Source organism: Leclercia sp. G3L, from assembly GCF_021117075.1.
Lineage (GTDB): Bacteria > Pseudomonadota > Gammaproteobacteria > Enterobacterales > Enterobacteriaceae > Enterobacter > Enterobacter adecarboxylatus_C.
In genome coordinates, this window is sequence record NZ_CP088265.1 from 3,841,649 (window position 1) to 3,866,754 (window position 25,106).

A 25,106-nucleotide genomic window follows, 5' to 3' on the forward strand; every position below is an offset into this window, starting at 1 on the left:
ACTGGTGACAGTGGCCTGGTACCCTATATGAGCATATCAATTACAACAAAACTCAGTTATGGATTTGGGGCGTTTGGTAAAGATTTCGCTATTGGCATCGTTTACATGTATCTGATGTATTACTACACCGATGTTGTCGGTTTATCGGTAGGCCTGGTGGGCACGCTGTTTTTAATCGCAAGGATTTGGGATGCTATCAACGATCCGATCATGGGCTGGATAGTCAACAGCACCCGTAGCCGCTGGGGAAAGTTTAAGCCGTGGATCTTGGTGGGAACGATAGCCAACTCGATTGTTCTGTTTTTACTGTTTAGCGCGCATCTGTTTGAAGGCACAACGCAGGTAGTGTTCGTTTGCGTGACCTATATCCTATGGGGCATGACCTACACAATCATGGATATTCCGTTCTGGTCGATGGTACCCACCATTACCCTGGATAAACGTGAACGCGAACAGCTGGTACCTTTTCCACGTTTCTTTGCCAGTTTATCCGGGTTTATCACCGCAGGCGTTACGCTACCGTTCGTCAACTATATCGGCGGCGAAGACCGAGGTTTCGGCTTCCAGATGTTTACGCTTATATTGATAGCCTTCTTTATTGCTTCAACCCTCATCATGTTACGCAACGTGAAAGAGGTTTACTCGTCAGACAGTGATGCAACCGAAGACAGTAGCCGCCTCAGCTTAAAGGCCATAGTGGCATTGATCTATAAAAACGATCAGCTTTCTTGCCTGCTGGGTATGGCGCTGGCATACAACATCGCAGCAAACATTATTACGGGGTTCGCGATTTATTACTTCACCTACGTTATAGGTGACGCCAGCCTCTTCCCCTATTACATGTCTTATTCGGGGGCAGCAAACCTGTTAACCCTGATCCTGTTCCCGCGACTGGTAAAAGCGTTGTCACGCCGCTTACTGTGGGCGGGAGCATCGGTGCTACCGATTTTTGGCGGTGGGGTGCTGCTCTGGATAGCGCTGGCTGGGTATCACAATGTGTGGTTAATCTCCCTTGCCGGAATTTTGCTGAACGTAGGGACAGCCTTGTTCTGGGTGCTACAGGTCATTATGGTGGCGGACACCGTAGATTATGGCGAGTACAAACTCAACGTTCGGTGTGAAAGCATTGCCTATTCGGTTCAAACGATGGTGGTTAAAGGAGGCTCGGCGTTTTCTGCATTCTTTATCTCCCTGATACTTGGCATCATCGGTTACGTACCAAATGTTGCGCAGTCTGAAAGCACCGTAACCGGTATGCAGTTCATCATGATTGCGCTTCCGGCGCTCTTCTTCCTGATCACCCTGATCTTCTACTTCCGCCTCTACAAACTTAATGGCGATATGCTGAGAAAAATACAGATCCACCTGTTGGATAAATATCGTCACTCCACAGCGCCTGTAGAAACGCAATCATCCAGCATCAGCATGACGAAAACATCAGACGCGAAGGCGTAACCATGGAATGGATATCTGTAATTGGTTACATAGCGGCAAGCCTGACAACATTGTCATTCTTGCCCCAGGCGGTAAAAGTGATTTCCACACGCAATACGCAAGGCATCTCCGGCCTGATGTACGCGATGTTCGTTTGCGGACTGATGATGTGGTTTTTATATGGGCTATTAATTAACGATTTGGCTATTAGCGCGGCAAATCTTTTGACATTGCTGTTTGCTCTGCCCGTCTTAATTATGAAATACCGCTTGCGCTAAGGCAGGCCAGATAAGCGTAGCGTCATCCGGAATTTTTCTTTGGAATAACAGATAAAAAGGCGGATGACGTTATCGCTTATCCACTCTACACGATCCTTTCGATTTTCTTTTTACGAGGCAATAAGTCCTTATCCGGCGGGCGGCTATCGCAACCTCCCCCATTTGAATTATTCAGGAGTGAGTTGTTATGACGTTATTGATTGCCAATGCTGAGAAGGCCCTGAACGAAAAGCAAGACCAACTGAACATTCGCTGGTATCCACGTTACCATCTTGCTCCGCGAGCGGGTTGGATGAATGACCCCAACGGGCTGGTTTGGTTTGACGGGTGGTATCACGCGTTTTATCAACATCATCCTTACTCCCCGGAATGGGGGCCGATGCACTGGGGGCATGCGCGCAGCCGCGATATGCTGCACTGGGAACATTTGCCGGTGGCGCTGGCACCGGTTGGGCCAGAAGACAAAGATGGTTGTTTCTCGGGTTCTGCGGTAGTGAACGCTGATGAACTGTCATTGATTTATACCGGCCATAAATTTCACGGCGATCTGAGCAGTGACGACAACCTGTACCAGGTGCAGTGTCTGGCAACCAGCAAAAATGGCATCGAATTTGCGCGTCACGGGACGGTTATTGACACTCCTGCGGGACTGCATCATTTCCGCGACCCGAAAGTGTGGCAGGAAGGCGAAGCGTGGTACATGGTGGTCGGCGCGCGCGTGGGTGATACCGGGCAGGTCAGGCTCTATCGTTCAGAGTGCTTACGAAGCTGGCAAGCTGAGGGGGTTCTGGCCGAAGCGGACGAGAAGATGGGCTTTATGTGGGAGTGCCCGGACTTATTCACCCTAAACGGCAAACAGATACTTATGTTCTCGCCGCAGGGAATGGCGGCACAGGGATATGAAAATCGTAACTTATTCCAGAGTGGATATCTGGTTGGGCAGTGGCAACCGGGTGCCCCTTTCGTGCAACAGAGCGCGTTCCGGGAGATGGACCACGGACACGATTTCTATGCACCGCAGAGCTTTCTTGCCCCGGATGGCCGTCGCATCGTTCTGGGCTGGATGGCCATGTGGGGATCTCCAATGCCGGAACAACAAGACGGCTGGTCAGGCATGCTGACGTTACCACGAGAGTTGACACTCACTGCCGATAATCGCCTGCAAATGCGTCCTGTAAGAGAGCTGGAAAACCTACGCCAGCACTGGTTCAGTTGGCCCGTCAGCACCCTGAGCAACAAAATGCTGCCAGTGATGAATCACTGCGAAACAACGGAAGTCATTTTGCAGTGGGAACTGGCCGCCTGTGATGCAGAACAATACGGTATTGCGCTGGAGGACGGTATGCGCTTGTATGTCGATAACCAGGCACAACGGCTGGTGCTTGAGCGCAATTATCCGGAGCTTGGTCTTTGCGGGCAACGGAGCATTCCTCTCCCCGCTTCCGCAACGCTGAAACTGCGGGTATTCTTCGACAGCTCGTCGGTGGAAGTTTTCGTCAATGACGGCGAAGCTTGTCTGAGCAGCCGTATATATCCGCAGTCACGCATGTTGAGTCTCTTTGCCTGGTCAGGACGTGCCGAATTCACGGAGTGTGGTGCCTGGCATCTGGAATAAAGAAATAAATATAAATAAATGCCGTAGTAATTACCCTGCGGCGTCACGCGTCGGCATCATTAAAATTATACAGGTTTGATTCGATGAAAATAACAACCGGATCGGTGCTCTGCGCCGGTTTATACTCGGCCTCCGTTTTTTCCCAGACACCGTTAACTATTGAACAGCGCTTTATGGTGCTTGAACAACGATTACAGGATGCAGAAAATCGCGCTTATAGCGCAGAGGCAGAAATAGCAGCATTAAAACAAGCATCAGCCAGGAAAGATGAAAATAACACAAATTCAGCAAAGCAAACAGACGTACCTAAATTAACTTTAAATAAAGATGCGGAATTGAAATTCCATGGTGACGTGGAGTTTAATCTTGATGGTGCCAGCCGCACCGGTAGTTTAACATCGGCAAAAACCAGCGCGAATAAAAACTGGGCGCCGGGCGATAAAGAACGCTGGGATATCAATGGACGTATTCTATTAAGCATTGACGGTATACAACGTTCATCGAATGACCAGTTTGCCGGTTTTACTGTCCAACCGCTGGCGGATATGAATGGGAAAATGAACCTTGATGATGCGGCGTTCTTCTTTGGACAACAGCAAGACTGGTTAGTTAAGGTTGGGCGCTTTGAAGCCTATGATATGTTCCCCCTCAACCAGGACACCTTTATCGAGTACTCTGGAAACACAGCTAATGACTTGTATAGCGACGGTTATGGCTACATCTACATGATGAAAGAGGCGCGTGGGCGCAGTAACAGCGGAGGGAATCTGCTATTCAGTAAAACGTCAGATAACTGGTATCTGGAGGTGAATACACTGGTAGAGGATGGCAGTTCACTTTACGTAGACCAGCGTTATCACGGAACTGAACTCGATAATCAAAAAAATGTGGTTTACGTCCGCCCGGTTATTGCCTGGCGTTCAGGCGACTATTCTGTGGCGGCTGCTATGGAAACTAACCTTGTCAACAACGCTTACGGCTATAAAGATCCTGACGGAAAGTGGCACGATCAATCGGAGCGCACAGGATATGGTTTAACCATGAACTGGAATACCCTGAAAAAAAATCCGCAAGATGGTGTAGTGGTTAATATGAGCACTGCTTATATGGATGCAGAAGACGAAAAAGACTTTAGCGTAGGGGTCAATGCGCTCTGGCACCGCGTTGAGTTAGGCTATATTTATGCTCATAACAAAATTTCCGAATTCAATATATCCGGATTAAACAGTGAATGTGATAACGAATGCGCAATACTCGCGCCTGGAAATTACGACATCCATACTATCCACACTTCCTGGCAATTACCCAATATTATGAATATGCCCAATTTCAACATTTACCTTGGCGCTTACACCTCCTGGCTTAATTCAACAGCACAAGAAGAAGCTAATGACCAACCACGTTACGGCGCACGCCTGCGTTTTAAATATCTGTTTTAATTGCATTATCGCGACAGGAGTACCCTTGCAATCAGCCTGTTCATCACGCCATGACCCATAAATAGCACAGGGCCGTTTGAAGCTTTTGCAATGGTAACGGCCCTTTTAACGCAGACAGACTCACGTAATGACATTTGTAGATCTAAGCACTAAGAATTTCTGAAAATTCTTTGCGTTTCCTTGTCGCCCATTCAGGTTTAATGGAAAGCATTAAACTGTATTGTTTCCGGAAATAAACCTCCCTGAATGCCTTGCCCGGTGAGCTGTGCAAGGCTGCAAACTCTGCCGCTAAACCAGCCACGCCACATTCAACAAACCAGTAAAGAATCTCATCGTCACTCAGCGTCACTTTACGCGCTATTTCGATACCTCTTTCATTGACAATGAAGTGATATTCTTGACCATGAATTTCCAGATAGGGCGTTGCCATACCATCAGGTCCGTCAGGGATGATGAAGTAATAATTGGGCCTTATCCCCCCTCCAATTCGCTCACCTATTTTGAGAAGTTCTGCGCGTAACGCTTCGATATCTTTCATGATTGATTATTTTTTAGCCTTAAGCGAACCTCCCCGCGTAATGCGGAGAGGATTCTGAGCGAGGGGCTGATGTCCGCTCCGCGCTCTGAATGACCGGCAACAGCTTACAATGCCATGGACAATTAACCAGCCTGACTACCTGAGCACTGTTCTCAGGTTTTCATAAACATCCAGCGCTTTGGCCACGTTCGCCTCATCCATCGACATCTCGGAGAAATCGGTGAACAGGGCATCAGAGCTGTGTTTATTGATGACAAAAAGCTTTTTCCCCTGAACGAGGCGATATTCAATATCGTACTCTTTGCGCGTCAGCGAGTCTGTATCCGGGACGGTGAATCTGGTTGTCGCTGCCGTATCTTTGGGATCCCATTTCAGGAATCCGGAATAGAGGTTAATCCAGCTTTCAAGCGTGTTTTTGGTGACATAGCCGAACTGGCTTACAACGTTGCCGCCGTTATAGATCACAATCAGGGCATATTCGCCATCATCGTCCTGGCGTAACGTCCCATGAAAGGAGTCATTATATTTAGGCTCTTTAGGGAGATTGATATCAATCCCCGTACGGTACTGCGTCCAGGTATAAAAGAAAGCGGGTTTACCGGGGGTGGAACAGCCTGCCAGCAATAAGACAAATAATAATCCCAACACTTTTTTCATCGTTACTCCTTTCTTAATACTTCCATTGTGTTTCAACTATTGCATAAATCATTACTTACCGCACGTCACCACTTCCCCACCAGAATTTGCCCTAAGCTCCCTGCATAACTGCTGTATTGTTATTAACTCATCCGACAAAGGACATCTGCACCATGCTAAAAATCCTCGGCAAAACCACCTCCATTAACGTGCGCAAAGTGCTCTGGACCTGCGAAGAAACGGGTCTGGACTATCTGCAGGAAGATTACGGCAGTGGCTTTACCTCGACGGAAACGGACGCCTTCCGCGCGCTCAACCCGAACGCCATGGTACCGGTGCTGATCGAAGGCGATTTTGTGCTGTGGGAATCCAATGCGATCTGCCGTTATCTGGCGCGTAAAGCCGGGCGCGACGATCTGCTCCCCACGGATCCGCAGGCCTGCGCCAACGTCGAGCGCTGGATGGACTGGCAGGCGACCGAGTTCAACAACGCCTGGCGCTACGTATTCCCAGCCCTGGGGCGCAAAAACCCGGACTTTAACGATCCCGCGCGGATAGCGGCCGGGATTAAAGAGTGGAATCACCATATCGCGATCCTTGAGCAGCACCTGCAACGCACCGGGGCTTGGGTGGCGGGCGAGACCTTTACCCTCGCCGATGTGGTGCTGGGGCTGTCAGTAAACCGCTGGAAGATGACGCCCTTCGATCATCCGGATGTGCCCGCCATCGAGGCCTGGTTTGACCGTTTAAACCAACGCCCGGCGTTTTTACGCCACGGCAATAATGGAATGATGTGAGCCTGCCGTGTCCGATGCTTAATAATCACTTTCTTATCAAGGTTATTTTAATTAATTACTAAATCCACACAGGCCTCCGGTGCCGTAATAATTAAGCGCTATCCTGGACAACCCGTGAATTGTCTTTGCTAGCCTGATTATTCAGGCAAAGCTCAAACCGGAGGTATTCTTTGCTGATTAAACTCAAGAAAGAACGAACGCATCAGGAGGATCGCCGGCTTGCCCTCTGGCTGGCCACCTCCGCAGGATTACTGAATGCTATTGCGCTGGGGGCATTCGGGTTTTTTCCTTCCCATATGACCGGCAATACCTCGCAATTCTCCAGTGAAGTCTCCTCAACGGATCTGAACGATATTATTTTCTTTGCCACCATTATTTTGTCGTTTGTTACGGGAGCAATTATTGCCCGGATTATCGTTTTATGGGGCATCATTCAGAATGTGCGGCTCATTTTTTGTCAGGTTTTGTTTATTGAAGGGCTATTACTGGCCGGTGTGTCTCTGTATGAAATGTATTTTCATACCTTCACCACCAATCGGGAAATTATTGTTTTTCTCTGCGGCCTGATGGGGATCCATAACTCAACTTCCACCCAGCTTTCCGGCGGACGGGTAAGATCCACGCACATTACCGGCACGTTAACCGACGCAGGCATTTCGCTGGCCTCGGTGGTAGTGGCGATGCTGCGCCGGGATTACTCCAAAGATACCGCAGCACAACGAAGCCAGCTCAAAACCCATCTCACCACCCTCTTCTCATTCATTACCGGGGGTATTGCCGGGCTGATACTGTTCCGGTGGTTTGGCTTCAATGCGATGCTGGCGCTGGGGCTCATGCTGGTTTTCGTGGCTGCTTTCTCCATCATCAGCACCTCGCTACGTGTGCGAAAAGTCCGCACTGCCCTCAGCAAATAACAGACTTGCCTACTCATTAAGTGACGGTGTCACTTAATGAGAATATCTTTAAGACTATTCTGCCTCCCCCTGACCAGCCCTTATCCCATAAGGCTTAAACTATGATTACCCCTGTTTTCATAGGGTTACTGATTTTACCGCTTCGCTGGAACCCTTCCCAATCCCTTGCTATAGCTCAAATACCCCTGCCGAATCATGGCATAACAACAGGCAACCGGTGGTTGCTATAACGCATGCGCACAGGGAGACACATCGCAATGCATCCATTATTCAAACGTTCGCTGCTTTTTGTCGGCGCGATTATCGTGGTTGTCGCCCTCCTCGTCTGGGGAATTGGGCTCGAGACGATCAAAGCGCGCCAGGTTGACCTGGTCTATCTCGGACAACAGCATCTGATTTTAGTCTTCTCCTCCATGTTCTTCGCCCTGCTGGTTGGTATCCCGAGCGGTATTTTGCTGAGCCGTCCGGCCGCGCGAGGTATCGCCGAATACGTGATGCAGATCTTTAACGTCGGTAACACCCTGCCGCCGCTGGCCGTTCTGGCCCTGGCGATGGTGGTGATTGGCATTGGTGATACCCCTGCCATCATCGCCCTGTTCCTGGCCTCGCTGCTGCCGATCGTGCGTAACACCTACGCCGGGCTGTGCTCCGTGCCGGGGTCGTTGCTGGAAGCGGCGAACGGCATCGGGATGACCAAATGGCAGCGTCTGTGGCAGGTGGAAATCCCCAACGCCTGGCCGGTGATGCTCTCCGGGATCCGCATCGCTACCGCGATTAACGTCGGTACCGCGCCGCTGGCCTTCCTGATCGGCGCCAGCAGCTACGGCGAGCTGATTTTCCCGGGTATTTACCTGAACGACTTCCCGACGCTGATCCTGGGTGCTGCGGCTACCGCCCTGTTCGCCCTGATTCTGGATACGCTGCTGGCGGCGCTGGGTCGCCTGATGAGCCCGCATCTCGCGCGATAATTATAACAAGGAGCTTCTATGAGACTGTTTACCGGCCTGACGGCGCTGTGCGCCGCCGCGCTCTTCTCCAGCCAGGCGCTCGCCGCGCCGCTGATTCTGGCGACCAAGAGCTTTACCGAGCAGCACATTCTCTCGGCCATGACCGTGCAGTATCTGCAAAAGAAGGGCTTTCAGGTTCAGCCCCAGACCAACATTGCGACGGTCATCTCCCGCAACGCGATGATCAACAAGCAGATCGATATGACCTGGGAGTACACCGGTACCTCGCTGATCATCTTTAACCACATCAACAAACGCATGTCGCCGCAGGAGTCGTACGAGACGGTGAAACGCCTGGATGCGAAGCACGGCCTGGTGTGGCTTAAGCCTGCTGACATGAACAACACCTACGCCTTTGCCATGCAGCGTAAGCGCGCCGAGGCGGAGCATATCAACACCATGTCGGAGCTGGTGGCGAAGGTTGAGCTGGTGCGTAAAACCGACCCGGATAACAACTGGCTGCTGGGGCTCGATCTCGAGTTTTCCGGGCGCAGCGACGGCATGAAGCCGCTGCAGGCCGCCTACAACCTGGAGCTGGATCGCCCGCAGATCCGCCAGATGGATCCCGGTCTGGTCTATAACGCGGTGCGCGACGGCTTTGTCGATGCCGGGCTGATCTACACCACCGACGGGCGCGTGAAGGGTTTTGACCTGAAAGTGCTGGAAGATGATAAGGGCTTCTTCCCGAGCTATGCGGTGACGCCGGTCGTGCGTAAGGACACCCTGGAGGCTAACCCGGGTCTGGAAGAGGCGCTGAATACCCTCTCCGCCCAGCTCAACAACGACGTTATCACCGAGCTGAACAAGAAGGTGGATATCGATCATCAGTCACCGCAGCAGGTCGCCCGTGATTTCCTGCGTAGCAAGCAGCTGCTGTAAGGAGGCGCTATGGATACGGTTCATTACATTATTGATAATTGGGGCTATCTGTTAACCCTGACGCTGCAACATCTGTGGCTGGTGGCGCTGGCCGTGGGCTTAGCCATTATTATCGGCGTGCCGCTGGGCATTCTGATTGTGCGCCACAAATGGCTGGCGACGCCGGTGCTGGGGATTGCCACCATCGTGCTGACCATCCCGTCGATTGCCCTGTTCGGCCTGATGATCCCACTCTTTTCCATGATCGGTCAGGGTATTGGCGCCCTGCCCGCTATTACGGCGGTGTTTCTCTACTCGCTGCTGCCGATTGTGCGTAACACCCACACCGCCCTCGACAGCCTGCCGCCGGGCCTGCGCGAAGCGGGTCGCGGCATCGGCATGACCTTCTGGCAGCGTCTGCGCTGGGTAGAAATTCCGATGGCGCTGCCGGTGATCTTTGGCGGGATCCGCACCGCCGTAGTCATGAACATCGGCGTGATGGCGATTGCCGCGGTGATTGGTGCTGGCGGGCTGGGCCTGCTGCTGCTTAACGGCATTGGCGGAAGCGATATTCGTATGCTGATTGCCGGTGCGCTGATGATTTGTCTTTTAGCGATCGTGCTCGACTGGTTACTGCACCGTCTGCAGATCGTTCTGACTCCAAAGGGGATTCGATAATGATAAAACTGGAAAACCTCACCAAACAATTTTCACAGAAGCAGGGCCAGACTTTTAAGGCCGTGGATAACGTTAACCTGAACGTGCCCGAAGGGGAAATGTGCGTCCTGCTCGGCCCGTCCGGCTGCGGCAAGACCACTACCCTGAAGATGATTAACCGCCTGATTACCCCAAGCAGCGGCAAAATCCTGATTAACGGTCAGGACACCAGCGACATGGATACCGTCACCCTGCGCCGCAACATCGGCTATGTGATCCAGCAGATTGGTCTGTTCCCGAACATGACCATCGAAGAGAACATCACCGTGGTGCCACGGATGCTGGGCTGGGACAAAGCCCGCTGTAAAACCCGCGCCGAAGAGCTGATGGATATGGTGGCGATGGATCCGCATAAGTTCCTCAACCGCTATCCGCGCGAAATGTCCGGCGGCCAGCAGCAGCGTATCGGCGTGATCCGCGCCCTGGCGGCAGATCCTCCGGTACTGCTGATGGATGAGCCGTTCGGCGCGGTCGACCCGATTAACCGCGAGGTGATCCAGAACCAGTTCCTGGAGATGCAGCGCAAGCTGAAAAAGACCGTGATGCTGGTCAGCCACGACATAGACGAGGCGCTGAAGCTGGGGGATCGCATCGCCGTCTTCCGTCAGGGGAAAATTGTCCAGTGCGCCAGCCCGGACGAACTGCTGGCTAAACCGGCGAATGAGTTTGTCGGCTCATTCGTCGGCCAGGACCGTACCCTGAAGCGCCTGCTGCTGGTTTCTGCAGGAGATGTAACGGACCAGCAGCCGACGATCACGGTTCGCCCGGCCACGCCGCTGCCTGAGGCCTTCGCCACGATGGACGATAACGATATCCGCGCGGTGACCGTGGTGGATGAAAACGGCAAGCCGCTGGGCTTTGTGAAGCGCCGGGAAGCGCGTCATGCCACCGGTACCTGCGCCGACCTGATCCATCCGTTCCGCATGACCGGCAAGGCGGAGGACAACCTTCGCGTGGTGCTCTCCCGCCTGTATGAGAGTAACACCAGCTGGATGCCGATTGTGGATGAGGACGGCCGCTATAACGGCGAGATTTCCCAGGACTATATCGCGGAATACCTCAGCTCTGGCCGCACCCGCCGGGCGCTGAATATTCATAGCGAGAACTCATAAAGTCAGCCGGGCCCTGCCCGGCGCTTTACGTTGCTAACCCCGCGATTTCCCCTCACAATATTGTATCTTCCCTGTTTACGCGTAACCCATGCATCGACTCCATGCTTACCCTGACATCCGCGCGATGTTTCGCAGGCTGCTGATTGCCACCGTCACCGGCGTGCTGGCGGCGCTGGCCGTGGCGGTGTTTCGTCACGCCATGTACCTGCTGGAGTGGCTGTTCCTGAGTAACGAAAGCGGCAGCCTGGTGAATGCCGCCAGCGCGCTTTCGCCCTGGCGGCGCGCGCTGACGCCTGCCCTGGGCGGACTGGTGGCCGGACTGTTGCTGTGGGGATGGCAGCGGATGACGGCGCAGCGTCCCCATGCCCCTACCGACTATATGGAAGCTCTGGAAACGGGCGACGGGCGGTTCGATTACGGTGCCAGCCTGGTGAAATCCCTGGCGTCGTTACTGGTAGTTGCCAGCGGCAGCGCCATTGGTCGTGAAGGGGCGATGATCCTGCTGGCCACCCTCGCCGCCTCCTTTTTTGCCCAGCGCTTTACGCCGAAATCAGAATGGAAACTGTGGATCGCCTGCGGGGCCGCCGCCGGGATGGCCAGCGCCTACCACGCGCCCTTAGCCGGGAGCCTGTTTATTGCCGAGATCCTGTTCGGTACCCTGATGCTGGCGTCCCTCGGCCCGGTGGTGATAGCCGCGGTCGTTGCACTTCTCACCACCCGCCTGCTCAGTCCGGGTGCGAGCACGCTGTATGAGGTGCATCTCAGCGAAACTCTGACCGGGGTGGATTACGCTTTGATGGTCGGCATGGGCCTGCTAGCGGGCGTCTGCGGCCCGGCGCTGATGTGGCTGATGTCCTTCAGCCACGCTCTGTTTCTGCGCCTGAAACTCTCGCCGCCGTGGCAGCTGGCGCTGGGCGGGCTGATTGTCGGGCTGCTGTCGCTGCTGACGCCCAAAGTGTGGGGCAATGGCTACAGCGTGATGCAGGCGTTTCTGCTGGCGCCGCCTGTGCTGTCGGTGATTGCGGGGGTATTCATTTGCAAGCTGCTGGCCGTGCTCGCCAGCAGCGGTTCGGGCGCACCGGGCGGGGTCTTCACGCCAACGCTGTTTGTCGGCATGGCGACCGGGATGCTGTTTGCGCAAATCTTTATGCTGTGGTTGCCGGGGTCTGAAACTGCGATTTTGCTGGGGCTGGCGGGTATGGCGACACTGCTTGCCGCCACGACGCACGCACCGATCATGTCGGCGCTGATGGTCTGTGAAATGACCGGGCAGTATCTTCTGCTGCCCGGCTTGCTGATTGCCTGCGTGGTGGCGTCGGTCCTGTCCCGGACGTTACGCCACGACTCTGTCTACGGTCAACACACTGCCGAGAGCCGAGAGATCGATATAGTGCGCTAGCTCGCGCTGCTCTGCGCGCGGCAGATACGGCAGCTCGCCCACCAGCGGGCCAGGCAGTTTTTTACTCAGCACGTCAATGATTTCAGCGTAGTGGGCCAGGCCCGGATTGATGCGGTTTGCCACCCAGCCCACCAGCGGCAGACCATCATTGGCAATGGCCTGCGCCGTCAGCAGGGCATGGTTAATACAGCCTTCCTGAATGCCCACCACCATCAGCACCGGGAGCTGCTCCTGCACCACCCACTCCGATAACGGACGCAAATCATTCATCAGGCTACGCCAGCCGCCGGTCCCTTCCACCACCACATGATCGACCTGCTCGCTCAGGCTGGCGAGCCCGTCCGACAACAGGCTGTAATTGACCCGCCCGCTGTGCGCCACGCTGTGCGCCACGCTGCTCTCATCTTCGCTGAGGGCGATGGGGTTTACCGCATGATAGGGCAATTCAATCGAGGAGACGCTTTGTAACACCAGCGCATCTTTATTGCGCAATCCCTCTGGCGTCTCTTTACTCCCTTTTGCTACCGGTTTGTACCCTGCAACGCTCTTGCCGCTTGCCATCAGGGCTTGCAGCAAGGCGCGGGACACCACCGTCTTACCGACAGAAGTATCAGTACCCGTTACAAAGAAACGCTTAAGCATCACTCACTCCACCGTTATGCTTTGGAAATATAAATCAAGGAAATAATTCAGTGGGGGAAGTCTAAGGCATGCGCTATCCGCTCAGTTTGAGATAGCGCAATTTTTAGTAAGTCTGTAAGAAACGGTTAACCCTGTAGCAGACGGATCAGCAGTGAACCGTTATACATCGCATCTTTTACCAGCGCGGCACCGGCCATCGTGCCCTGATTGGTAAACTGGGTGCTCTCCACCACGATATGCCTACTGTAGGCTGGCAGGGATTGCTGGCGGATGGAGTCGGCGATGGCCGGGAAGAGAACCTCTGCCGCCTGGCTCAGGGGCGAGCCGATGAGGATCTTTTGCGGGTTAAAGAGGTTAACCATAATGGCAATAATGCGCCCGACGTTGGTGCCGACGCCGGTAATGATATCTTTAGCCAGTAGATCGCCCTGCTGGGCAGCCGCGCAAAGCGACGCCACCGTCAAAGGCTGCCCGTGCAGCGACGAGCTCATCGACTGGCCGAGGCGGAGCTGGGCCAGCTCCAGCACGCTGTCGACGCTGGCAATGGTCTCCAGACACCCATGATTGCCGCAGTAGCAGCGTTTACCATAGGGATCGACCTGGGTATGACCAATCTCTACCAGGCTGCTGCTGCCGGCGTGCAGCAGACGGCCATCGGTAATCACCCCGGCCCCCACGTTGTGGTCGATCACCACCTGAATCACGTCCCGCGCCCCGCGTGAGGCGCCGAACAGCGCCTCGGCCATCGTCCAGGCGCTGATGTCATGCTGAATATAGACCGGCACGCCGGTGTGGTTTTTCAGCACCTCTCCCAGCGGCATCTCTTTGACGTCATCATAGAACGGCATCCGGTGGACAATACCGTTTTCGGTATCAATGATGCCTGGCATGGTAATGGCGATGGCGGTCAGACGCTCCAGCTTCTGCTGGTGATGAATAAAGAATTGATCGATAAGCGCGGTGATCCGTACCTCCAGCGGCAGCTCGGCTTTCAGCTCAAGCGGCAGTTGCTCTTCCACCACCAGCTTGCTGCTGAGATCGCGCAGCGCCAGGTAGATTTCACCCCGGCTGATACGCAACGAGAGGTAGTGCCAGGCTTCGGTTTCCACCACCAGACCTACTGCCGGACGGCCGCGGCTGCCCGGCTCCTGAATTTCCGTCTCCTGCACCAGATGCGCTTCGAGCATTTCTCGTACGATCTTGGTGATACTGGCAGGTGCCAGTTGCGCAAGGCGGGAAAGATCGATGCGCGAGACCGGCCCAAGCTGATCAATCAGGCGATATACTGCACCCGCATTGGTCTGCTTAATCTGATCGATATGCCCAGGCTGACTATCAGCAACCACCACGTACTCCCTTATTTTCGAGCTTCGAAATAAACTGTGGGCTATGGTGAAGCACTTCTACAGTAATCGTCAAATTTTTACTTAGCCTTGTGATTTACAGCACATTTTTGCCCGCCTTTTTTGCGGCTTAGCCGCCGGAAGGGGCATTAATCAGTAGATTTTTGAAACGTTGTGCCGCCGCGCTGAGCTCATGATGTTTCGACCACACCAGCCACATCTCCGACACCGCATCCGGTTCGGCTATCGCCACCCAACGCATTTCATTCAGCTGAAGGCGCTTGAACGAGGCGGGCAGGATCGACACGCCCAGCCCCGCCGCCACCAGTCCGATAATGGTCATCGCCTCGCCCACCTCCTGGGTGATGACCGGGGTAACCCCGTAGCGGCGCAGCAGCCCCAGGATGTCGTCATACAGGCCGGTGCCGACATGCGGGTCGAAAAAGACAAACGGCTCATGGGCCAGCTCCGCAAGCGAAACCACAGGCTTTGCCGCCAGAGGGTGATCCCGGTGGATCATCGCCAGCAGCGGCTCGCGCAGCACCCGCTGCCACGCCAGGGTATCCGGCAGCTGGGTATTTCGCATCAGGCCGAGGTCGAGCGAGCCTTCGCTCAGCGGGACGATCTGCTCCCGGGTGTTGATCTCCCGGGTCTGGATATGCACATCCGGGGAGAGGCGGCGAAACGACGACAGGGTTTGCGAGATGGCGCGAATAAAGGGCGCGGAAGAGGTAAACCCGAGGCGCAACTCCCCGGTTTCGCCATGATGCAGGCGTTCCGCCCGGGCTGCCGCCTCATCCACCTGGCTCAGGATCTGCCGACTGTCCGCCAGAAACTGGCGTCCTGCCGCCGTCAGCGCCACGCTGCGGTTGGTGCGCGCCAGCAGACGGGCCCCCACCTGAAGCTCCAGGGCCTGAATTTGCTGGCTCAGCGGCGGCTGGGAGATATTCAGCCGCGCCGCCGCACGACCAAAATGCAGCTCCTCCGCGACGGCCACAAAGTAGCGCAGATGACGCAGTTCAATATTCATATTTTTAACGTATCATTTGAGATTATTAATATATTAGACAGAATATTTACATTTTCCTACCCTGATCCCTGTGGTCATACCCGTCACCAGAAATCACGGGGATGTTGAAGCAAGGAACTTACGTGAGTCGTACAACAACGGCTGATATCGCCCCGACAGATGATATCGATCTCTTACCGGCCAAATCGCGCCCGGTGCAGTTAATCAAACGCGGCACCCCGCAGTTTATGCGCGTCACCCTGGCGCTCTTCTCCGCCGGACTGGCGACCTTCGCCCTGCTCTACTGCGTGCAGCCGATCCTGCCGGTGCTGGCGCAGGAGTTTGGCGTGACGCCCGCCAGCAGCAGTATTTCGCTCTCCATTTCCACCGGGATGCTGGCGGTCGGCTTGCTCTTTACCGGCCCGCTGTCGGATGCCATCGGGCGTAAACCGGTAATGGTTACCGCCCTGCTGCTGGCCTCGGTCTGTACCCTGTTGTCGACGATGATGACCAGCTGGCACGGGATACTCATCATGCGTGCGCTGATCGGCCTTTCTCTCAGCGGCGTGGCGGCGGTAGGCATGACCTACCTCAGCGAGGAGATCCACCCCAGCTTTGTCGCCTTCTCGATGGGGCTCTACATCAGCGGTAACTCCATCGGCGGGATGAGCGGACGGCTGCTCAGCGGGGTCTTTACCGACTTCTTCAGCTGGCGGATTGCGCTGGCGGCGATCGGCTGTTTTGCGCTGGCGTCAGCGCTGATGTTCTGGAAAATCCTTCCGGAGTCGCGCCACTTTCGTCCTACGGCCTTGCGGCCAAAAACGCTGTTGATTAACTTCCGTCTGCACTGGCGCGATCGGGGCCTGCCCCTGCTGTTCCTCACCGGATTCTTGCTGATGGGCTCGTTCGTCACCCTGTTTAACTACATTGGCTACCGGCTGATGCTCGCCCCCTGGCACCTGAGTCAGGCCCTGGTTGGCCTGCTGTCGGTGGCCTACCTGACCGGCACCTGGAGCTCACCGAAAGCCGGGGCGATGACCACTCGTTTTGGCCGCGGTCCGGTGATGCTGGCGTCGACAGGCATCATGCTGGCCGGGGTGCTGTTAACCCTCCTCGCCAATCTGTGGGTGATTTTCGCCGGGATGCTGCTCTTCTCTGCCGGCTTTTTCGCCGCCCACTCGGTCGCCAGCAGCTGGATTGGCCCGCGCGCGCGCCGCGCCAAAGGCCAGGCCTCGTCGCTGTATCTCTTTAGCTACTACCTGGGCTCCAGCATTGCCGGGACGCTGGGCGGCGTGTTCTGGCATCAGTACGGCTGGAACGGCGTGGGGGCATTTATCGCCCTGATGCTGTGTGCCGCATTGTTGGTGGGCGCCAGCCTGCATAAACGTCTGCATTAATTCTCCGCCTGCTCTGGCGCCTCCCCTTTGTCAGAGCAGGCTTAAGCACTTTTCCGAAAACCCTGCCCATCTTTCCTTTACAGAAAAAAATGTGAGTCCGCTCATTGTTCAGACAAAACGGATTATGCATCGGAAAAATATCGCCCCATAATAAACACATATCCGAACACTGTCCGCATTTACGAACAAAGGGAAAAACAAATGACCGATTTCATCTTCAACAACCCCGTCAAACTTCACGTCGGCCCAGGCAAATTCAATCAGCTCGGGACCATTGCTCAGCACTATGGCAAGAAGGCCCTGCTGGTGGTGTCTGACAGCACCAAGCCGACCGGCCAGCTCGCCCGGGCTCAGGAAGCCTTATCCGCAGCAGGCCTGACCTTCGCCGTTTATGACGAATTCATGCAAAACCCGCTCTCTACCCTCGTGGAAGCCGGAGCAAAGCTGGCGCAGCAGGAACAATGCGATCTGGTCATCGGCATCGGCGGTGGCAGCGCGATGGATATGGCGAAAGGGATTGCGTTTTGCGCGCTTAACGAAGGCAGCATCTGGGATTATGTGTTCGGCAGAAAAGTGGCCCAGCACGCGCTGCCGATTATTCTGGTACCGACCACCGCTGGCACGGGCAGCGAAGCTAACCGTACCGCGGTATTTACCAACCCGGAAACCCACGATAAGAAAGGGCTGGTGAATCCGCTGATTTATCCGGTGGCGTCAATTATCGACCCGGAACTGATGCTGACCCTGCCGAAACGTGTCATTGCCGGGCCGGGGGCAGATGTGTTGTTCCACGCCCTGGAATCGTACATCTCCCGTAACGCGCATCCGTTCAGCGAAATGCTCTCCCTGCGCGCCATTACCCTGCTGGCGCAAAACCTGCCGCGCGTGTACGCCGATGTCACCGATCTGGCGGCCTGGGAGCAGGTCTCCTTTGCCAGTACCCTGGCCGGTATGGCCATCGACTGCGCAGGCACCACGCTGCCGCACGCGCTACAACATCCTATGGGCGGTTTACTGGATGTGATCCACGCAGAAGGTATCGCCGCCGTCTATCCCGCGTTTATGGAATATACCTGGTCGGCCGCACCGGAAAAATTTGCCGCCATCGCCGCCGCCATGGGTGTCGACACGCGGGATATGGATACCGAAGCCGCCGCTTACAGCAGCGTTAAGGCGGTGACCGATTTCCTTCAGTCCGTCAACATGCTGCCTTCATTAACCGAGCTGGGCGTTAAGGAAGAACATTTCGACTGGATCATTAATAACGTGCAAACCACCATGAAGGTGGTTCTGGAAAATAACCCGCGCGTGCCGGATGCACAAACCTTACGCGATATTTTACAGCGCAGCCTGTAATCCCTCCCGGTAATGGCGAACAGATAACGATAAAGGAGCGAATATGTTTGTGGTTATTGATTCAGGTTCGTCAGCAACGCGTATTTATTTGCTGAAGTTTTCCGATACCCGCGTTATTGATAAAGTAATAATTACCGAAGGGGTGAATTCCACGCTGACTTCCGGGAGTAGCGACATATTACGTCAGTCGATGGCGAATGGCGTAAAACAGTTGCTGGCAAGAAACGGCCTCGCTGAAAATGATATTGCCTTTATTATTGCCTCGGGGATGATTACCTCTAACCTGGGGCTGCATGAAGTTCCGCATCGTATTGCCCCCGCCAGCATTGCCGAGCTGGCGCAGCACACGGTAAAATTTGCCGAAAACGAACTGCTGGCCCTTTCTATTCCGGTGATATTAATTCCGGGGATTAAAAACGACACAACGCCTTCATGGGCTAACCTGCGCGGTATCGATCTCATGCGTGGCGAAGAGACGCAGGCGGCGGGAATTCTGCTGGGCTACCAGCCGCGTCTGCCCTGCACGTTGATTGAGTTAGGCTCTACCACCAAGCTGATTTCCATTAACGAACAGGGGCAGATCGCGGGTAGCATTACCTCACTCAGCGGCCAGATTTATGCCGCCATAGTGAAACAGACGTTTGTATCATCCAGTGTCACCACCTCTGCGGAAGAACCCGCCGAGGAAATTGATCGAGATATTATTGATGCCGCCTGCCGTTCCGTGGCCGACAGTGGATTTTTACGCACCGTATTAATGACGCGCTTCTTGCAATTTTCATTTCCAACCACCGCCTCTCAGCGCAAATTATTCCTTGAAAGCGCCATGGCCGGTGACGACGTAAAATTGTTCGCCGACGCGCAACAACAGGGGTTTAATTTCGATGGCGACGTCTTCTTAATTGGCAACGCCAGACGCTGCGAGATATATCAGCACGTCATTCAGCAACAATTAAATATTTATAATCCGTTACGCATTATATCTGACGAAGAGCAAATAGATCTGTTAGCCATTACCGGCGCCAGCGCTATTGCCAATATTCTTCACACCCTACAGTGATAAGAAGAGCGAGAAAGATATGTACATTATTACTATTGATACCGGCACCACCAATACCCGCGTGTGTGCCTGGCAGGATACGCGTTTGCTCGCCGAGGCAGCCCGTCCGGTGGGCGTGCGTGATACCGCCATTTCCGGCAGTACCGAAACATTAATGCGAGGCGTTAGCGAAGCCGTTCAGGATGTGCTTAGCCAGGCACGGATCCCGGCAGGAGAAAAAGTGGTTTATCTCTCTGCCGGGATGATCACCTCCAATGTGGGACTGTGTGAAATACCCCATTTACTGGCCCCCGCAGGCCTGGATGAGCTGGCGCAGGGGATGGTTAGCGCACATTTGCCGGCGATTACCGACGAGCCCGTCTGGTTTGTGCCGGGCATTCGTAACCATAACGCGCCGGTCACGCTGGACAATGCCGAGCAAATGGACATGATGCGCGGGGAAGAAACTGAGGCCATCGGCGTGCTGGCCAGCCTTGATATAGCCGGTCCGGCGCTGATTATCCTGCCGGGCTCGCACTCGAAGTTCGTGAAAATCGATGCCCAAAATCGGATCGAAGGCTGTGTAACCACTATTGGCGGGGAAATGCTGGATGTGATCACCCGCCATACGATCCTCGCCAGCTCGCTTAACCTGCAGTTTGCCAGCGAAATTGACGCGCCATCCCTGATGCAAGGGGCGAATCAGTGTCTGACTACCGGCCTGTCCCGCACCTGTTTCTCGGTTCGCGTGCTAGATATGTTCGGTGAGTTAACGCTGAACCAGAAAGCCAACGTGCTGCTCGGTGCAGTATTACAGGATGATTTACAGGCGGTTAAAAACAGCAAGGCCTTTACGGTTACGCCGGATACGCATGTCATCGTATGCGGTAAAGATACCCTGAAATTTGCTTTTGCCACCTTAATTGATAACGACCCCTGGTTTACCGGAAAAATAACAATCGCACCGGCAAACCGTTCTCTTTCCAGTTCCGGGTTATTTGCCATGGCGTCTCGCCGACAGATTATTTAATTCCTTTGTACCCTACACAAAATTAAAAGGTCTGCTTTATGAATACTATCGTTAATGAAAGAGCAGTTGCTAAAAAAAGAGGAAATAAGCGCTGGTTCGTGGTTTTCATGTTACTGGTTGGCGGCATTATTAACTATCTCGACCGCGCCAGCTTATCCATTGCTGCGCCGGACATGATGAAAGATCTTAATTTATCCAATACCGATATCGGTTTATTAGGATCGGTCTTTGCACTGATATACGCGCTCTGCCAGCTGCCAGCGGGTTTTCTGGTAGACCGCTTCGGGCCGAAAAAAGTCTACGGCTGGGCAATCGCGTTATGGAGCGGTGCGACCATGTTGACGGGTGCGTGCAGCAATATGGTCACCCTGATTTTTGCCCGAGGCATTCTGGGCGTAACGGAGGCACCCTGCTGGCCGGGTGCGGCGAAGATCACCGCCTCCTGGTTCCCGAAGAGCGAGCGCGCCCTGGCAACCGGCTTCTGGGATGCCGCCTCTAAATGGGGTCCGGCGATTGCGCCGCCTATCCTGGTCGCCATCATCGTTCCCTTTGGCTGGCGCGCGCTGTTCTATATTGCCGGGGCAATTGGTTTAGTGTTTGTCGTGTTCTTTATCTTTGCCTACCATCAGCCAGAAAAGCACCCGACAATCAGCAAAGAAGAGCTGGATTATATTAAAGAAGGCGGCGGCGGCACCGCAGTAAAATTAACGGGCGACGCGGAAAAAATTAGCTGGGGCGGGTTATTTAAATACCGCTGCATCTGGGGAATGATTTTAGGCTGGTTCTGCTACGTGTGGATGATGAATATTTTCACCACCTTCCTGCCGCTCTATTTAATGAAGACCCAGAACATTCAGTTTAAAGAATTAGGTATCTACGCCAGTATTCCATATTTCGGCGGTATCGTTGGCGCGATTGCCGGTGGCTATATTTCGAAATGGCTGGTTGATAAAAACATTTTCAGCGAGTCGTTAAAAGCCAAACGCGTGACCATCAGTATTTCCGCGCTGTTAGCCGGTGTCGCCGTGATTGCCGTACCTATGGTCGACAGTTTATCCGCAACCCTTGCCCTGCTGGTGGTGGCTATGGGACTGCTTTCTGCATTGTCGGCCACCGGCTGGGCATTGCCGGGGGATGTTGCTCCTGCGTCGATGGTGGCGTCGGTGGGCAGTATTCAGAACTTCGGCGGCTATTTTGCCGGTTCATTATCACCGCTGGTTACCGGTTATATCGCCGACGTGACCGGGTCATACACCCTGGCGTTCACCAGCGGCGGGATTATCGCAGCCTGTGCTGCACTGTGTTACTGGTTCATCGTCAGAGAGCCTGTGACCGTAAGGGATTAATGTCATCAGGGAGGAGACTCCCTGATTTTTGTCTAAGAGGTTATTCATGATTAAACATCGCGTGATTGGCGCTATTGAAGAGACCGGCATCATTGCCATTGTACGCGGCGTCGCGCCCGAAGGCATTTTGCCGCTGGCGAGCGCCTTGTACGACGGCGGTATCCGGGTTATTGAAGTGACCTGTAATTCGACCCGTCACCTGGAAAGTATCAGCGCCCTGAAACAAGAGATGGGCGACAAAATGTATGTGGGCGCCGGGACGGTCATCAATCCGGTGATGGCGCAGCTGGTACTGGATGCCGGGGCCGATTTTGTTCTGTCGCCCGACTTCAATCCTGACGTCGTGTCAATGGTGCATGAAAAGCAGCGGCTGATGATCCCGGCGGTGATGACGCCGTCAGAGATTTTACAGGCCTGCCGTCTGGGCGTGGATTTACTGAAGCTCTTCCCGGCCAACAGCCTTGGCGTGAACTACATGAAAGAGATACAAGGTCCGCTGGATAACCTGTCCTTAATCCCGGTTGGCGGCATCACGCTCGACAACACCCGCGACTTTGCCAAAGCTGGCGCCTTCGCCGTGGGGGTCGGCAGCGCGCTGACCAACAAAGCCTGGATAGCACGCGGCGACTGGGGTGCGATCGCCCAGCAAGCAAAGGCGTTCATACACACCTTTCACGACGGCAAAAGAGCCTGACTGAACAGCCCAAAAGCCACTGTATGTGGCTTTTTTATTGTTCTTTCCCGCCGCCTGGCCGCTGTTTTCACTGCGGTTACCTCGCTATACTGCCCGCTATAACAATGACAGTGAGGTAAACCCGTGTCGGAAAAGATAAATCGCTCGGTTGCCCGGGCGCTTGAGATGCTGGAGTTAGTGGCTGCAAGTAAAGATGAGCTGACGATCACCGAGATCAGCAAGCAACTTGGCATTCCCAAGAGCACCACCTTTGATATTCTCTACACCCTGCTTGATAAAGGCTATCTGGAACAGGCCAATGAAAAACAGAAATCGTTCAAACTGGGCGTAAAGCTGTTTCAGACCGGCGCATGTTACCTTGAACAGACCCCTTTCCAGAACGTAGCGCACTCGGTACTGGAACGGCTGGCCGAAGTGGCCGGAGAAACCGCCTTTCTGGCGCTGTTAAACAATGATGAACTGGTCTACTTCGATAAAGTCGAGAGCCCGAACTCGGTGCGCACATCGGCCCGAATTGGCTCCAACAATCCGCTTTATTGTACCGGCCTCGGTAAAGCCATCCTCGCCGCACTGCCCGATGAAGAGGTAAAAGCGATACTGGCCCGTACCGGGGGCTTAAAACCCGTTACCCCCTATACCTGCACCGATGAAACGCAGTTTTTTGCTATTCTCAATCAGGCACGCCAACAGGGTTACGCCATTGATGACCGTGAACATAACGCGGAAGTGTTTTGCCTGGCGGCACCGGTTTATAACCTGCAAGGCAAAATCTATGCGGCGATTAGCGTTGCCAGCCTGTATACCAAAATTAACCACCAGCCCGAAAAAATCACCGCCCTGGGTAAAATGATCGCTGATGCGGCACTGGACCTTTCCCAGCGGATCGGCTATCGCGGCCCGCGCCTGTATGCGGACTTTTAATCGGGTTCACACCTTAAACGCTTCATAAGGACAAGAGAAACAGAATGACGAACAACGAGAACTATCAGTCTCTTACCCGCACCTTCCAGCGCCTGTCCCGCTTCTCCCACCTCTCCGCCATCGCCAGCTGGGACATGTTCACCATGATGCCCGCGGGCGGCAGCGCCGCCCGGGGCGAAGCGCTGGCAGAGCTGAGCGTACTGCAACATCAGATCCTGACCGATAAAAAAGTGGCCGACTGGCTGCGTAACGCTGAAAGCGAAGATCTTAACGACGTCGAACAGGCCAACCTGCGGGAAATGACCCGCCATTATCAGCAGGCCGCGCTGCTGCCAGAGTCGCTGGTTGAAGCCAAATCGCTGGCGGGCAGTAAATGCGAGCATGCCTGGCGCACCCAGCGTCCGGCGAATGACTGGCAGGGCTTTGCTGCCAACCTGAAAGAGGTGGTAAAGCTGAGCCGGGAAGAGGCCCGCCTGCGCGCCGAAGCCAAAGGCTGCACCCCTTACGATGCGCTGCTGGATATCTTCGAGCCGGACATGACCAGCGCCCGGCTTGACGAGCTGTTTGGCGATCTCAAATCCTGGCTACCGGATCTGCTGAACCAGGTTGTCGAAAAGCAGGCGCAGCAGTCCTTCGTGCCGCCGCAGGGCCCGTTCCCGACGGCGATCCAGCGCGAGCTGGGGCTGGAGGCGATGAAGACCCTCGGCTTCGACTTTAATGCCGGTCGTCTGGACGTCAGCGCCCACCCGTTCTGTGGCGGCGTGCCGGAAGACGTGCGCATCACCACCCGTTACGATGAAGACGAGCTGCTCAGCGCCCTGTTTGGGGTGATCCATGAAACCGGCCACGCCCGTTACGAGCAGAACCTGCCGCGCAACTGGCTCGGCCAGCCCATCGCCCTGGCACGCTCTACCGCTATTCACGAATCCCAGAGCCTGTTCTTTGAGATGCAGCTTGGCCGCAGCAAGGCGTTTCTCAACCACCTGCTCCCGGCGGTGCATGAGCGCTTCGGCAGCCAGGCGGCCTTCACGCCGGAGAACTTTGTCGCCTGGAACCAGCGCGTTAAGCCGGGCTACATCCGCGTGGATGCTGACGAAGTGAGCTATCCGGCACACGTGGTGCTGCGCTATGAGATCGAACGGGCGCTGATTAACGGCGAGATCGAGGTGGAGGACATTCCGGCCCTGTGGGATGAGAAGATGCAGACGTGGCTGGGCCTGTCCACCAAAGATAACTACCGCAACGGCTGTATGCAGGATATTCACTGGACGGACGGCGGCTTTGGTTATTTCCCGTCGTACACCCTGGGTGCGATGTACGCCGCCCAGCTGTTCGCTGCTGCGAAAAAGGCCCTGCCGGGATTGGACGCCGCCATCGCCGTGGGGGATTTCAGCGCCCTCTTCGACTGGCTGCGTCAGAGCATCTGGCAGCACGGCAGCCGCTTCACCACTGCCCAGCTGATTGAGCAGGCGACCGGGGAGGATCTCAACAGCCGCTACTTCCGTGACCATCTTACCGCCCGCTACCTGTAACCCTCCGCGCCGGGTATCGTACCCGGCGCTGTACAATCCGTTACACGCCGTCA

24 protein-coding genes are annotated in these 25,106 nt (G+C 54.8%); 19 read left to right on the forward strand and 5 right to left on the reverse strand.

Annotation, left to right across the window (positions count from 1 at the left end; all coding sequences use genetic code 11):
- Window positions 1-27 precede the first annotated feature (27 nt).
- The 4 genes from melB to LRS40_RS19885 all read left to right on the forward strand — a co-directional run bounded on the left by melB (window position 28) and on the right by LRS40_RS19885 (window position 4,766).
- Complete coding sequence (gene melB / locus LRS40_RS19870; RefSeq protein WP_142489320.1) at window positions 28-1,455, forward strand: melibiose:sodium transporter MelB; 1,428 nt, start codon at window positions 28-30, stop codon at window positions 1,453-1,455.
- 2 nt (window positions 1,456-1,457) lie between these two features.
- Window positions 1,458-1,712 (forward strand): SemiSWEET transporter, encoded by a 255-nt coding sequence (locus LRS40_RS19875; protein WP_142489319.1) that lies wholly within the window; start codon window positions 1,458-1,460, stop codon window positions 1,710-1,712.
- 187 nt (window positions 1,713-1,899) lie between these two features.
- The gene (locus LRS40_RS19880) at window positions 1,900-3,327 is read left to right on the forward strand and encodes a glycoside hydrolase family 32 protein (RefSeq protein WP_142489318.1); all 1,428 of its coding nucleotides are present in this window, start codon (window positions 1,900-1,902) and stop codon (window positions 3,325-3,327) included.
- A gap of 83 nt (window positions 3,328-3,410) precedes the next feature.
- A complete protein-coding gene (locus LRS40_RS19885; protein WP_231312468.1) occupies window positions 3,411-4,766 on the forward strand; it encodes a carbohydrate porin in 1,356 nt (451 codons plus the stop codon).
- 142 nt (window positions 4,767-4,908) lie between these two features.
- On the opposite strand, the gene LRS40_RS19890 is transcribed toward LRS40_RS19885, so the two are convergent.
- A complete protein-coding gene (locus LRS40_RS19890) occupies window positions 4,909-5,304 on the reverse strand; it encodes an Imm63 family immunity protein (RefSeq protein WP_156263694.1) in 396 nt (131 codons plus the stop codon).
- A 135-nt stretch (window positions 5,305-5,439) separates the two neighbouring features.
- The gene (locus tag LRS40_RS19895; RefSeq protein ID WP_231312469.1) at window positions 5,440-5,961 is read right to left on the reverse strand and encodes a hypothetical protein; all 522 of its coding nucleotides are present in this window, start codon (window positions 5,959-5,961) and stop codon (window positions 5,440-5,442) included.
- A 152-nt stretch (window positions 5,962-6,113) separates the two neighbouring features.
- Here LRS40_RS19895 and LRS40_RS19900 point away from each other — a divergent pair, with 152 nt between their 5' ends.
- The 7 genes from LRS40_RS19900 to clcB all read left to right on the forward strand — a co-directional run bounded on the left by LRS40_RS19900 (window position 6,114) and on the right by clcB (window position 12,744).
- Window positions 6,114-6,737, forward strand: a complete 624-nt coding sequence (locus LRS40_RS19900) for a glutathione S-transferase family protein (RefSeq protein WP_231312470.1) — start codon at window positions 6,114-6,116, stop codon at window positions 6,735-6,737.
- Window positions 6,738-6,907: 170 nt separating this feature from the next.
- The gene (locus LRS40_RS19905; RefSeq protein WP_156263691.1) at window positions 6,908-7,651 is read left to right on the forward strand and encodes a YoaK family protein; all 744 of its coding nucleotides are present in this window, start codon (window positions 6,908-6,910) and stop codon (window positions 7,649-7,651) included.
- A gap of 257 nt (window positions 7,652-7,908) precedes the next feature.
- A complete protein-coding gene (gene osmY, locus LRS40_RS19910; RefSeq protein WP_032617901.1) occupies window positions 7,909-8,619 on the forward strand; it encodes an osmoprotectant ABC transporter permease OsmY in 711 nt (236 codons plus the stop codon).
- Between the two features lie 18 nt (window positions 8,620-8,637).
- The gene (osmX, locus tag LRS40_RS19915; RefSeq protein ID WP_231312471.1) at window positions 8,638-9,537 is read left to right on the forward strand and encodes a glycine betaine ABC transporter substrate-binding protein; all 900 of its coding nucleotides are present in this window, start codon (window positions 8,638-8,640) and stop codon (window positions 9,535-9,537) included.
- A gap of 9 nt (window positions 9,538-9,546) precedes the next feature.
- Window positions 9,547-10,194 carry an osmoprotectant ABC transporter permease OsmW gene (osmW, locus tag LRS40_RS19920; RefSeq protein WP_142489310.1) on the forward strand — a complete coding sequence of 216 codons (648 nt, stop codon included), beginning with the start codon at window positions 9,547-9,549 and terminating at the stop codon, window positions 10,192-10,194.
- Window positions 10,194-11,345, forward strand: coding sequence for an osmoprotectant ABC transporter ATP-binding protein OsmV (osmV, locus tag LRS40_RS19925; protein ID WP_156263689.1), 1,152 nt, complete (start codon window positions 10,194-10,196; stop codon window positions 11,343-11,345). Before osmW ends, osmV begins: the two co-directional genes overlap by 1 nt.
- A gap of 88 nt (window positions 11,346-11,433) precedes the next feature.
- Window positions 11,434-12,744 carry a voltage-gated ClC-type chloride channel ClcB gene (clcB, locus tag LRS40_RS19930; protein WP_231312472.1) on the forward strand — a complete coding sequence of 437 codons (1,311 nt, stop codon included), beginning with the start codon at window positions 11,434-11,436 and terminating at the stop codon, window positions 12,742-12,744.
- On the opposite strand, the gene bioD is transcribed toward clcB, so the two are convergent.
- From bioD to LRS40_RS19945, 3 genes are all read right to left on the reverse strand, one after another.
- Window positions 12,679-13,386, reverse strand: a complete 708-nt coding sequence (bioD, locus tag LRS40_RS19935; RefSeq protein WP_231312473.1) for a dethiobiotin synthase — start codon at window positions 13,384-13,386, stop codon at window positions 12,679-12,681. The genes clcB and bioD overlap by 66 nt on opposite strands.
- Before the next feature lie 125 nt (window positions 13,387-13,511).
- On the reverse strand, window positions 13,512-14,732 hold the full coding sequence (gene mlc, locus LRS40_RS19940; protein ID WP_142489306.1) for a sugar metabolism global transcriptional regulator Mlc: 1,221 nt from the start codon (window positions 14,730-14,732) through the stop codon (window positions 13,512-13,514).
- A gap of 127 nt (window positions 14,733-14,859) precedes the next feature.
- Entirely contained in the window at window positions 14,860-15,759 is a 900-nt protein-coding gene (locus LRS40_RS19945) for a LysR family transcriptional regulator (protein ID WP_231312474.1), read from the reverse strand.
- Window positions 15,760-15,881: 122 nt separating this feature from the next.
- On the opposite strand from LRS40_RS19945, the gene LRS40_RS19950 reads away from it, so the two are divergent.
- The 8 genes from LRS40_RS19950 (at window position 15,882) to LRS40_RS19985 (ending at window position 25,053) form a co-directional block, all read left to right on the forward strand.
- Entirely contained in the window at window positions 15,882-17,135 is a 1,254-nt protein-coding gene (locus LRS40_RS19950) for an MFS transporter (protein ID WP_231312475.1), read from the forward strand.
- Between the two features lie 201 nt (window positions 17,136-17,336).
- The gene (locus LRS40_RS19955; protein ID WP_231312476.1) at window positions 17,337-18,491 is read left to right on the forward strand and encodes an iron-containing alcohol dehydrogenase; all 1,155 of its coding nucleotides are present in this window, start codon (window positions 17,337-17,339) and stop codon (window positions 18,489-18,491) included.
- A 43-nt stretch (window positions 18,492-18,534) separates the two neighbouring features.
- Window positions 18,535-19,551: a 2-dehydro-3-deoxygalactonokinase gene (locus LRS40_RS19960; protein WP_231312477.1), complete on the forward strand. Its 1,017-nt coding sequence runs from the start codon at window positions 18,535-18,537 to the stop codon at window positions 19,549-19,551.
- 19 nt (window positions 19,552-19,570) lie between these two features.
- The gene (locus LRS40_RS19965; RefSeq protein WP_231312478.1) at window positions 19,571-20,560 is read left to right on the forward strand and encodes a 2-dehydro-3-deoxygalactonokinase; all 990 of its coding nucleotides are present in this window, start codon (window positions 19,571-19,573) and stop codon (window positions 20,558-20,560) included.
- A gap of 107 nt (window positions 20,561-20,667) precedes the next feature.
- The gene (locus tag LRS40_RS19970) at window positions 20,668-21,906 is read left to right on the forward strand and encodes an MFS transporter (RefSeq protein ID WP_231312479.1); all 1,239 of its coding nucleotides are present in this window, start codon (window positions 20,668-20,670) and stop codon (window positions 21,904-21,906) included.
- Window positions 21,907-21,952: 46 nt separating this feature from the next.
- Window positions 21,953-22,600 (forward strand): bifunctional 4-hydroxy-2-oxoglutarate aldolase/2-dehydro-3-deoxy-phosphogluconate aldolase, encoded by a 648-nt coding sequence (locus tag LRS40_RS19975; RefSeq protein WP_156263679.1) that lies wholly within the window; start codon window positions 21,953-21,955, stop codon window positions 22,598-22,600.
- Between the two features lie 123 nt (window positions 22,601-22,723).
- Window positions 22,724-23,521, forward strand: coding sequence for an IclR family transcriptional regulator (locus LRS40_RS19980; RefSeq protein ID WP_156263678.1), 798 nt, complete (start codon window positions 22,724-22,726; stop codon window positions 23,519-23,521).
- A gap of 44 nt (window positions 23,522-23,565) precedes the next feature.
- Window positions 23,566-25,053 carry a carboxypeptidase M32 gene (locus LRS40_RS19985; protein ID WP_231312480.1) on the forward strand — a complete coding sequence of 496 codons (1,488 nt, stop codon included), beginning with the start codon at window positions 23,566-23,568 and terminating at the stop codon, window positions 25,051-25,053.
- Window positions 25,054-25,106 lie beyond the last annotated feature (53 nt).

Bases quoted from the DNA above. Each gene is read 5' to 3' on its own strand.
- osmV (WP_156263689.1), top strand. From the start codon at position 10,194: ATGATAAAACTGGAAAACCTCACCAAACAATTTTCACAGAAGCAGGGC.
- LRS40_RS19875 (WP_142489319.1), top strand. From the start codon at position 1,458: ATGGAATGGATATCTGTAATTGGTTACATAGCGGCAAGCCTGACAACA.
- osmY (WP_032617901.1), top strand. From the start codon at position 7,909: ATGCATCCATTATTCAAACGTTCGCTGCTTTTTGTCGGCGCGATTATC.
- osmW (WP_142489310.1), top strand. From the start codon at position 9,547: ATGGATACGGTTCATTACATTATTGATAATTGGGGCTATCTGTTAACC.
- melB (WP_142489320.1), top strand. From the start codon at position 28: ATGAGCATATCAATTACAACAAAACTCAGTTATGGATTTGGGGCGTTT.
- LRS40_RS19960 (WP_231312477.1), top strand. From the start codon at position 18,535: ATGTTTGTGGTTATTGATTCAGGTTCGTCAGCAACGCGTATTTATTTG.
- LRS40_RS19975 (WP_156263679.1), top strand. From the start codon at position 21,953: ATGATTAAACATCGCGTGATTGGCGCTATTGAAGAGACCGGCATCATT.
- clcB (WP_231312472.1), top strand. From the start codon at position 11,434: ATGCATCGACTCCATGCTTACCCTGACATCCGCGCGATGTTTCGCAGG.
- bioD (WP_231312473.1), bottom strand. From the start codon at position 13,386: ATGCTTAAGCGTTTCTTTGTAACGGGTACTGATACTTCTGTCGGTAAG.
- osmX (WP_231312471.1), top strand. From the start codon at position 8,638: ATGAGACTGTTTACCGGCCTGACGGCGCTGTGCGCCGCCGCGCTCTTC.
- LRS40_RS19970 (WP_231312479.1), top strand. From the start codon at position 20,668: ATGTTACTGGTTGGCGGCATTATTAACTATCTCGACCGCGCCAGCTTA.
- LRS40_RS19880 (WP_142489318.1), top strand. From the start codon at position 1,900: ATGACGTTATTGATTGCCAATGCTGAGAAGGCCCTGAACGAAAAGCAA.
- LRS40_RS19895 (WP_231312469.1), bottom strand. From the start codon at position 5,961: ATGAAAAAAGTGTTGGGATTATTATTTGTCTTATTGCTGGCAGGCTGT.
- LRS40_RS19965 (WP_231312478.1), top strand. From the start codon at position 19,571: ATGTACATTATTACTATTGATACCGGCACCACCAATACCCGCGTGTGT.
- LRS40_RS19955 (WP_231312476.1), top strand. From the start codon at position 17,337: ATGACCGATTTCATCTTCAACAACCCCGTCAAACTTCACGTCGGCCCA.
- LRS40_RS19885 (WP_231312468.1), top strand. From the start codon at position 3,411: ATGAAAATAACAACCGGATCGGTGCTCTGCGCCGGTTTATACTCGGCC.
- LRS40_RS19985 (WP_231312480.1), top strand. From the start codon at position 23,566: ATGACGAACAACGAGAACTATCAGTCTCTTACCCGCACCTTCCAGCGC.
- LRS40_RS19945 (WP_231312474.1), bottom strand. From the start codon at position 15,759: ATGAATATTGAACTGCGTCATCTGCGCTACTTTGTGGCCGTCGCGGAG.
- LRS40_RS19900 (WP_231312470.1), top strand. From the start codon at position 6,114: ATGCTAAAAATCCTCGGCAAAACCACCTCCATTAACGTGCGCAAAGTG.
- LRS40_RS19890 (WP_156263694.1), bottom strand. From the start codon at position 5,304: ATGAAAGATATCGAAGCGTTACGCGCAGAACTTCTCAAAATAGGTGAG.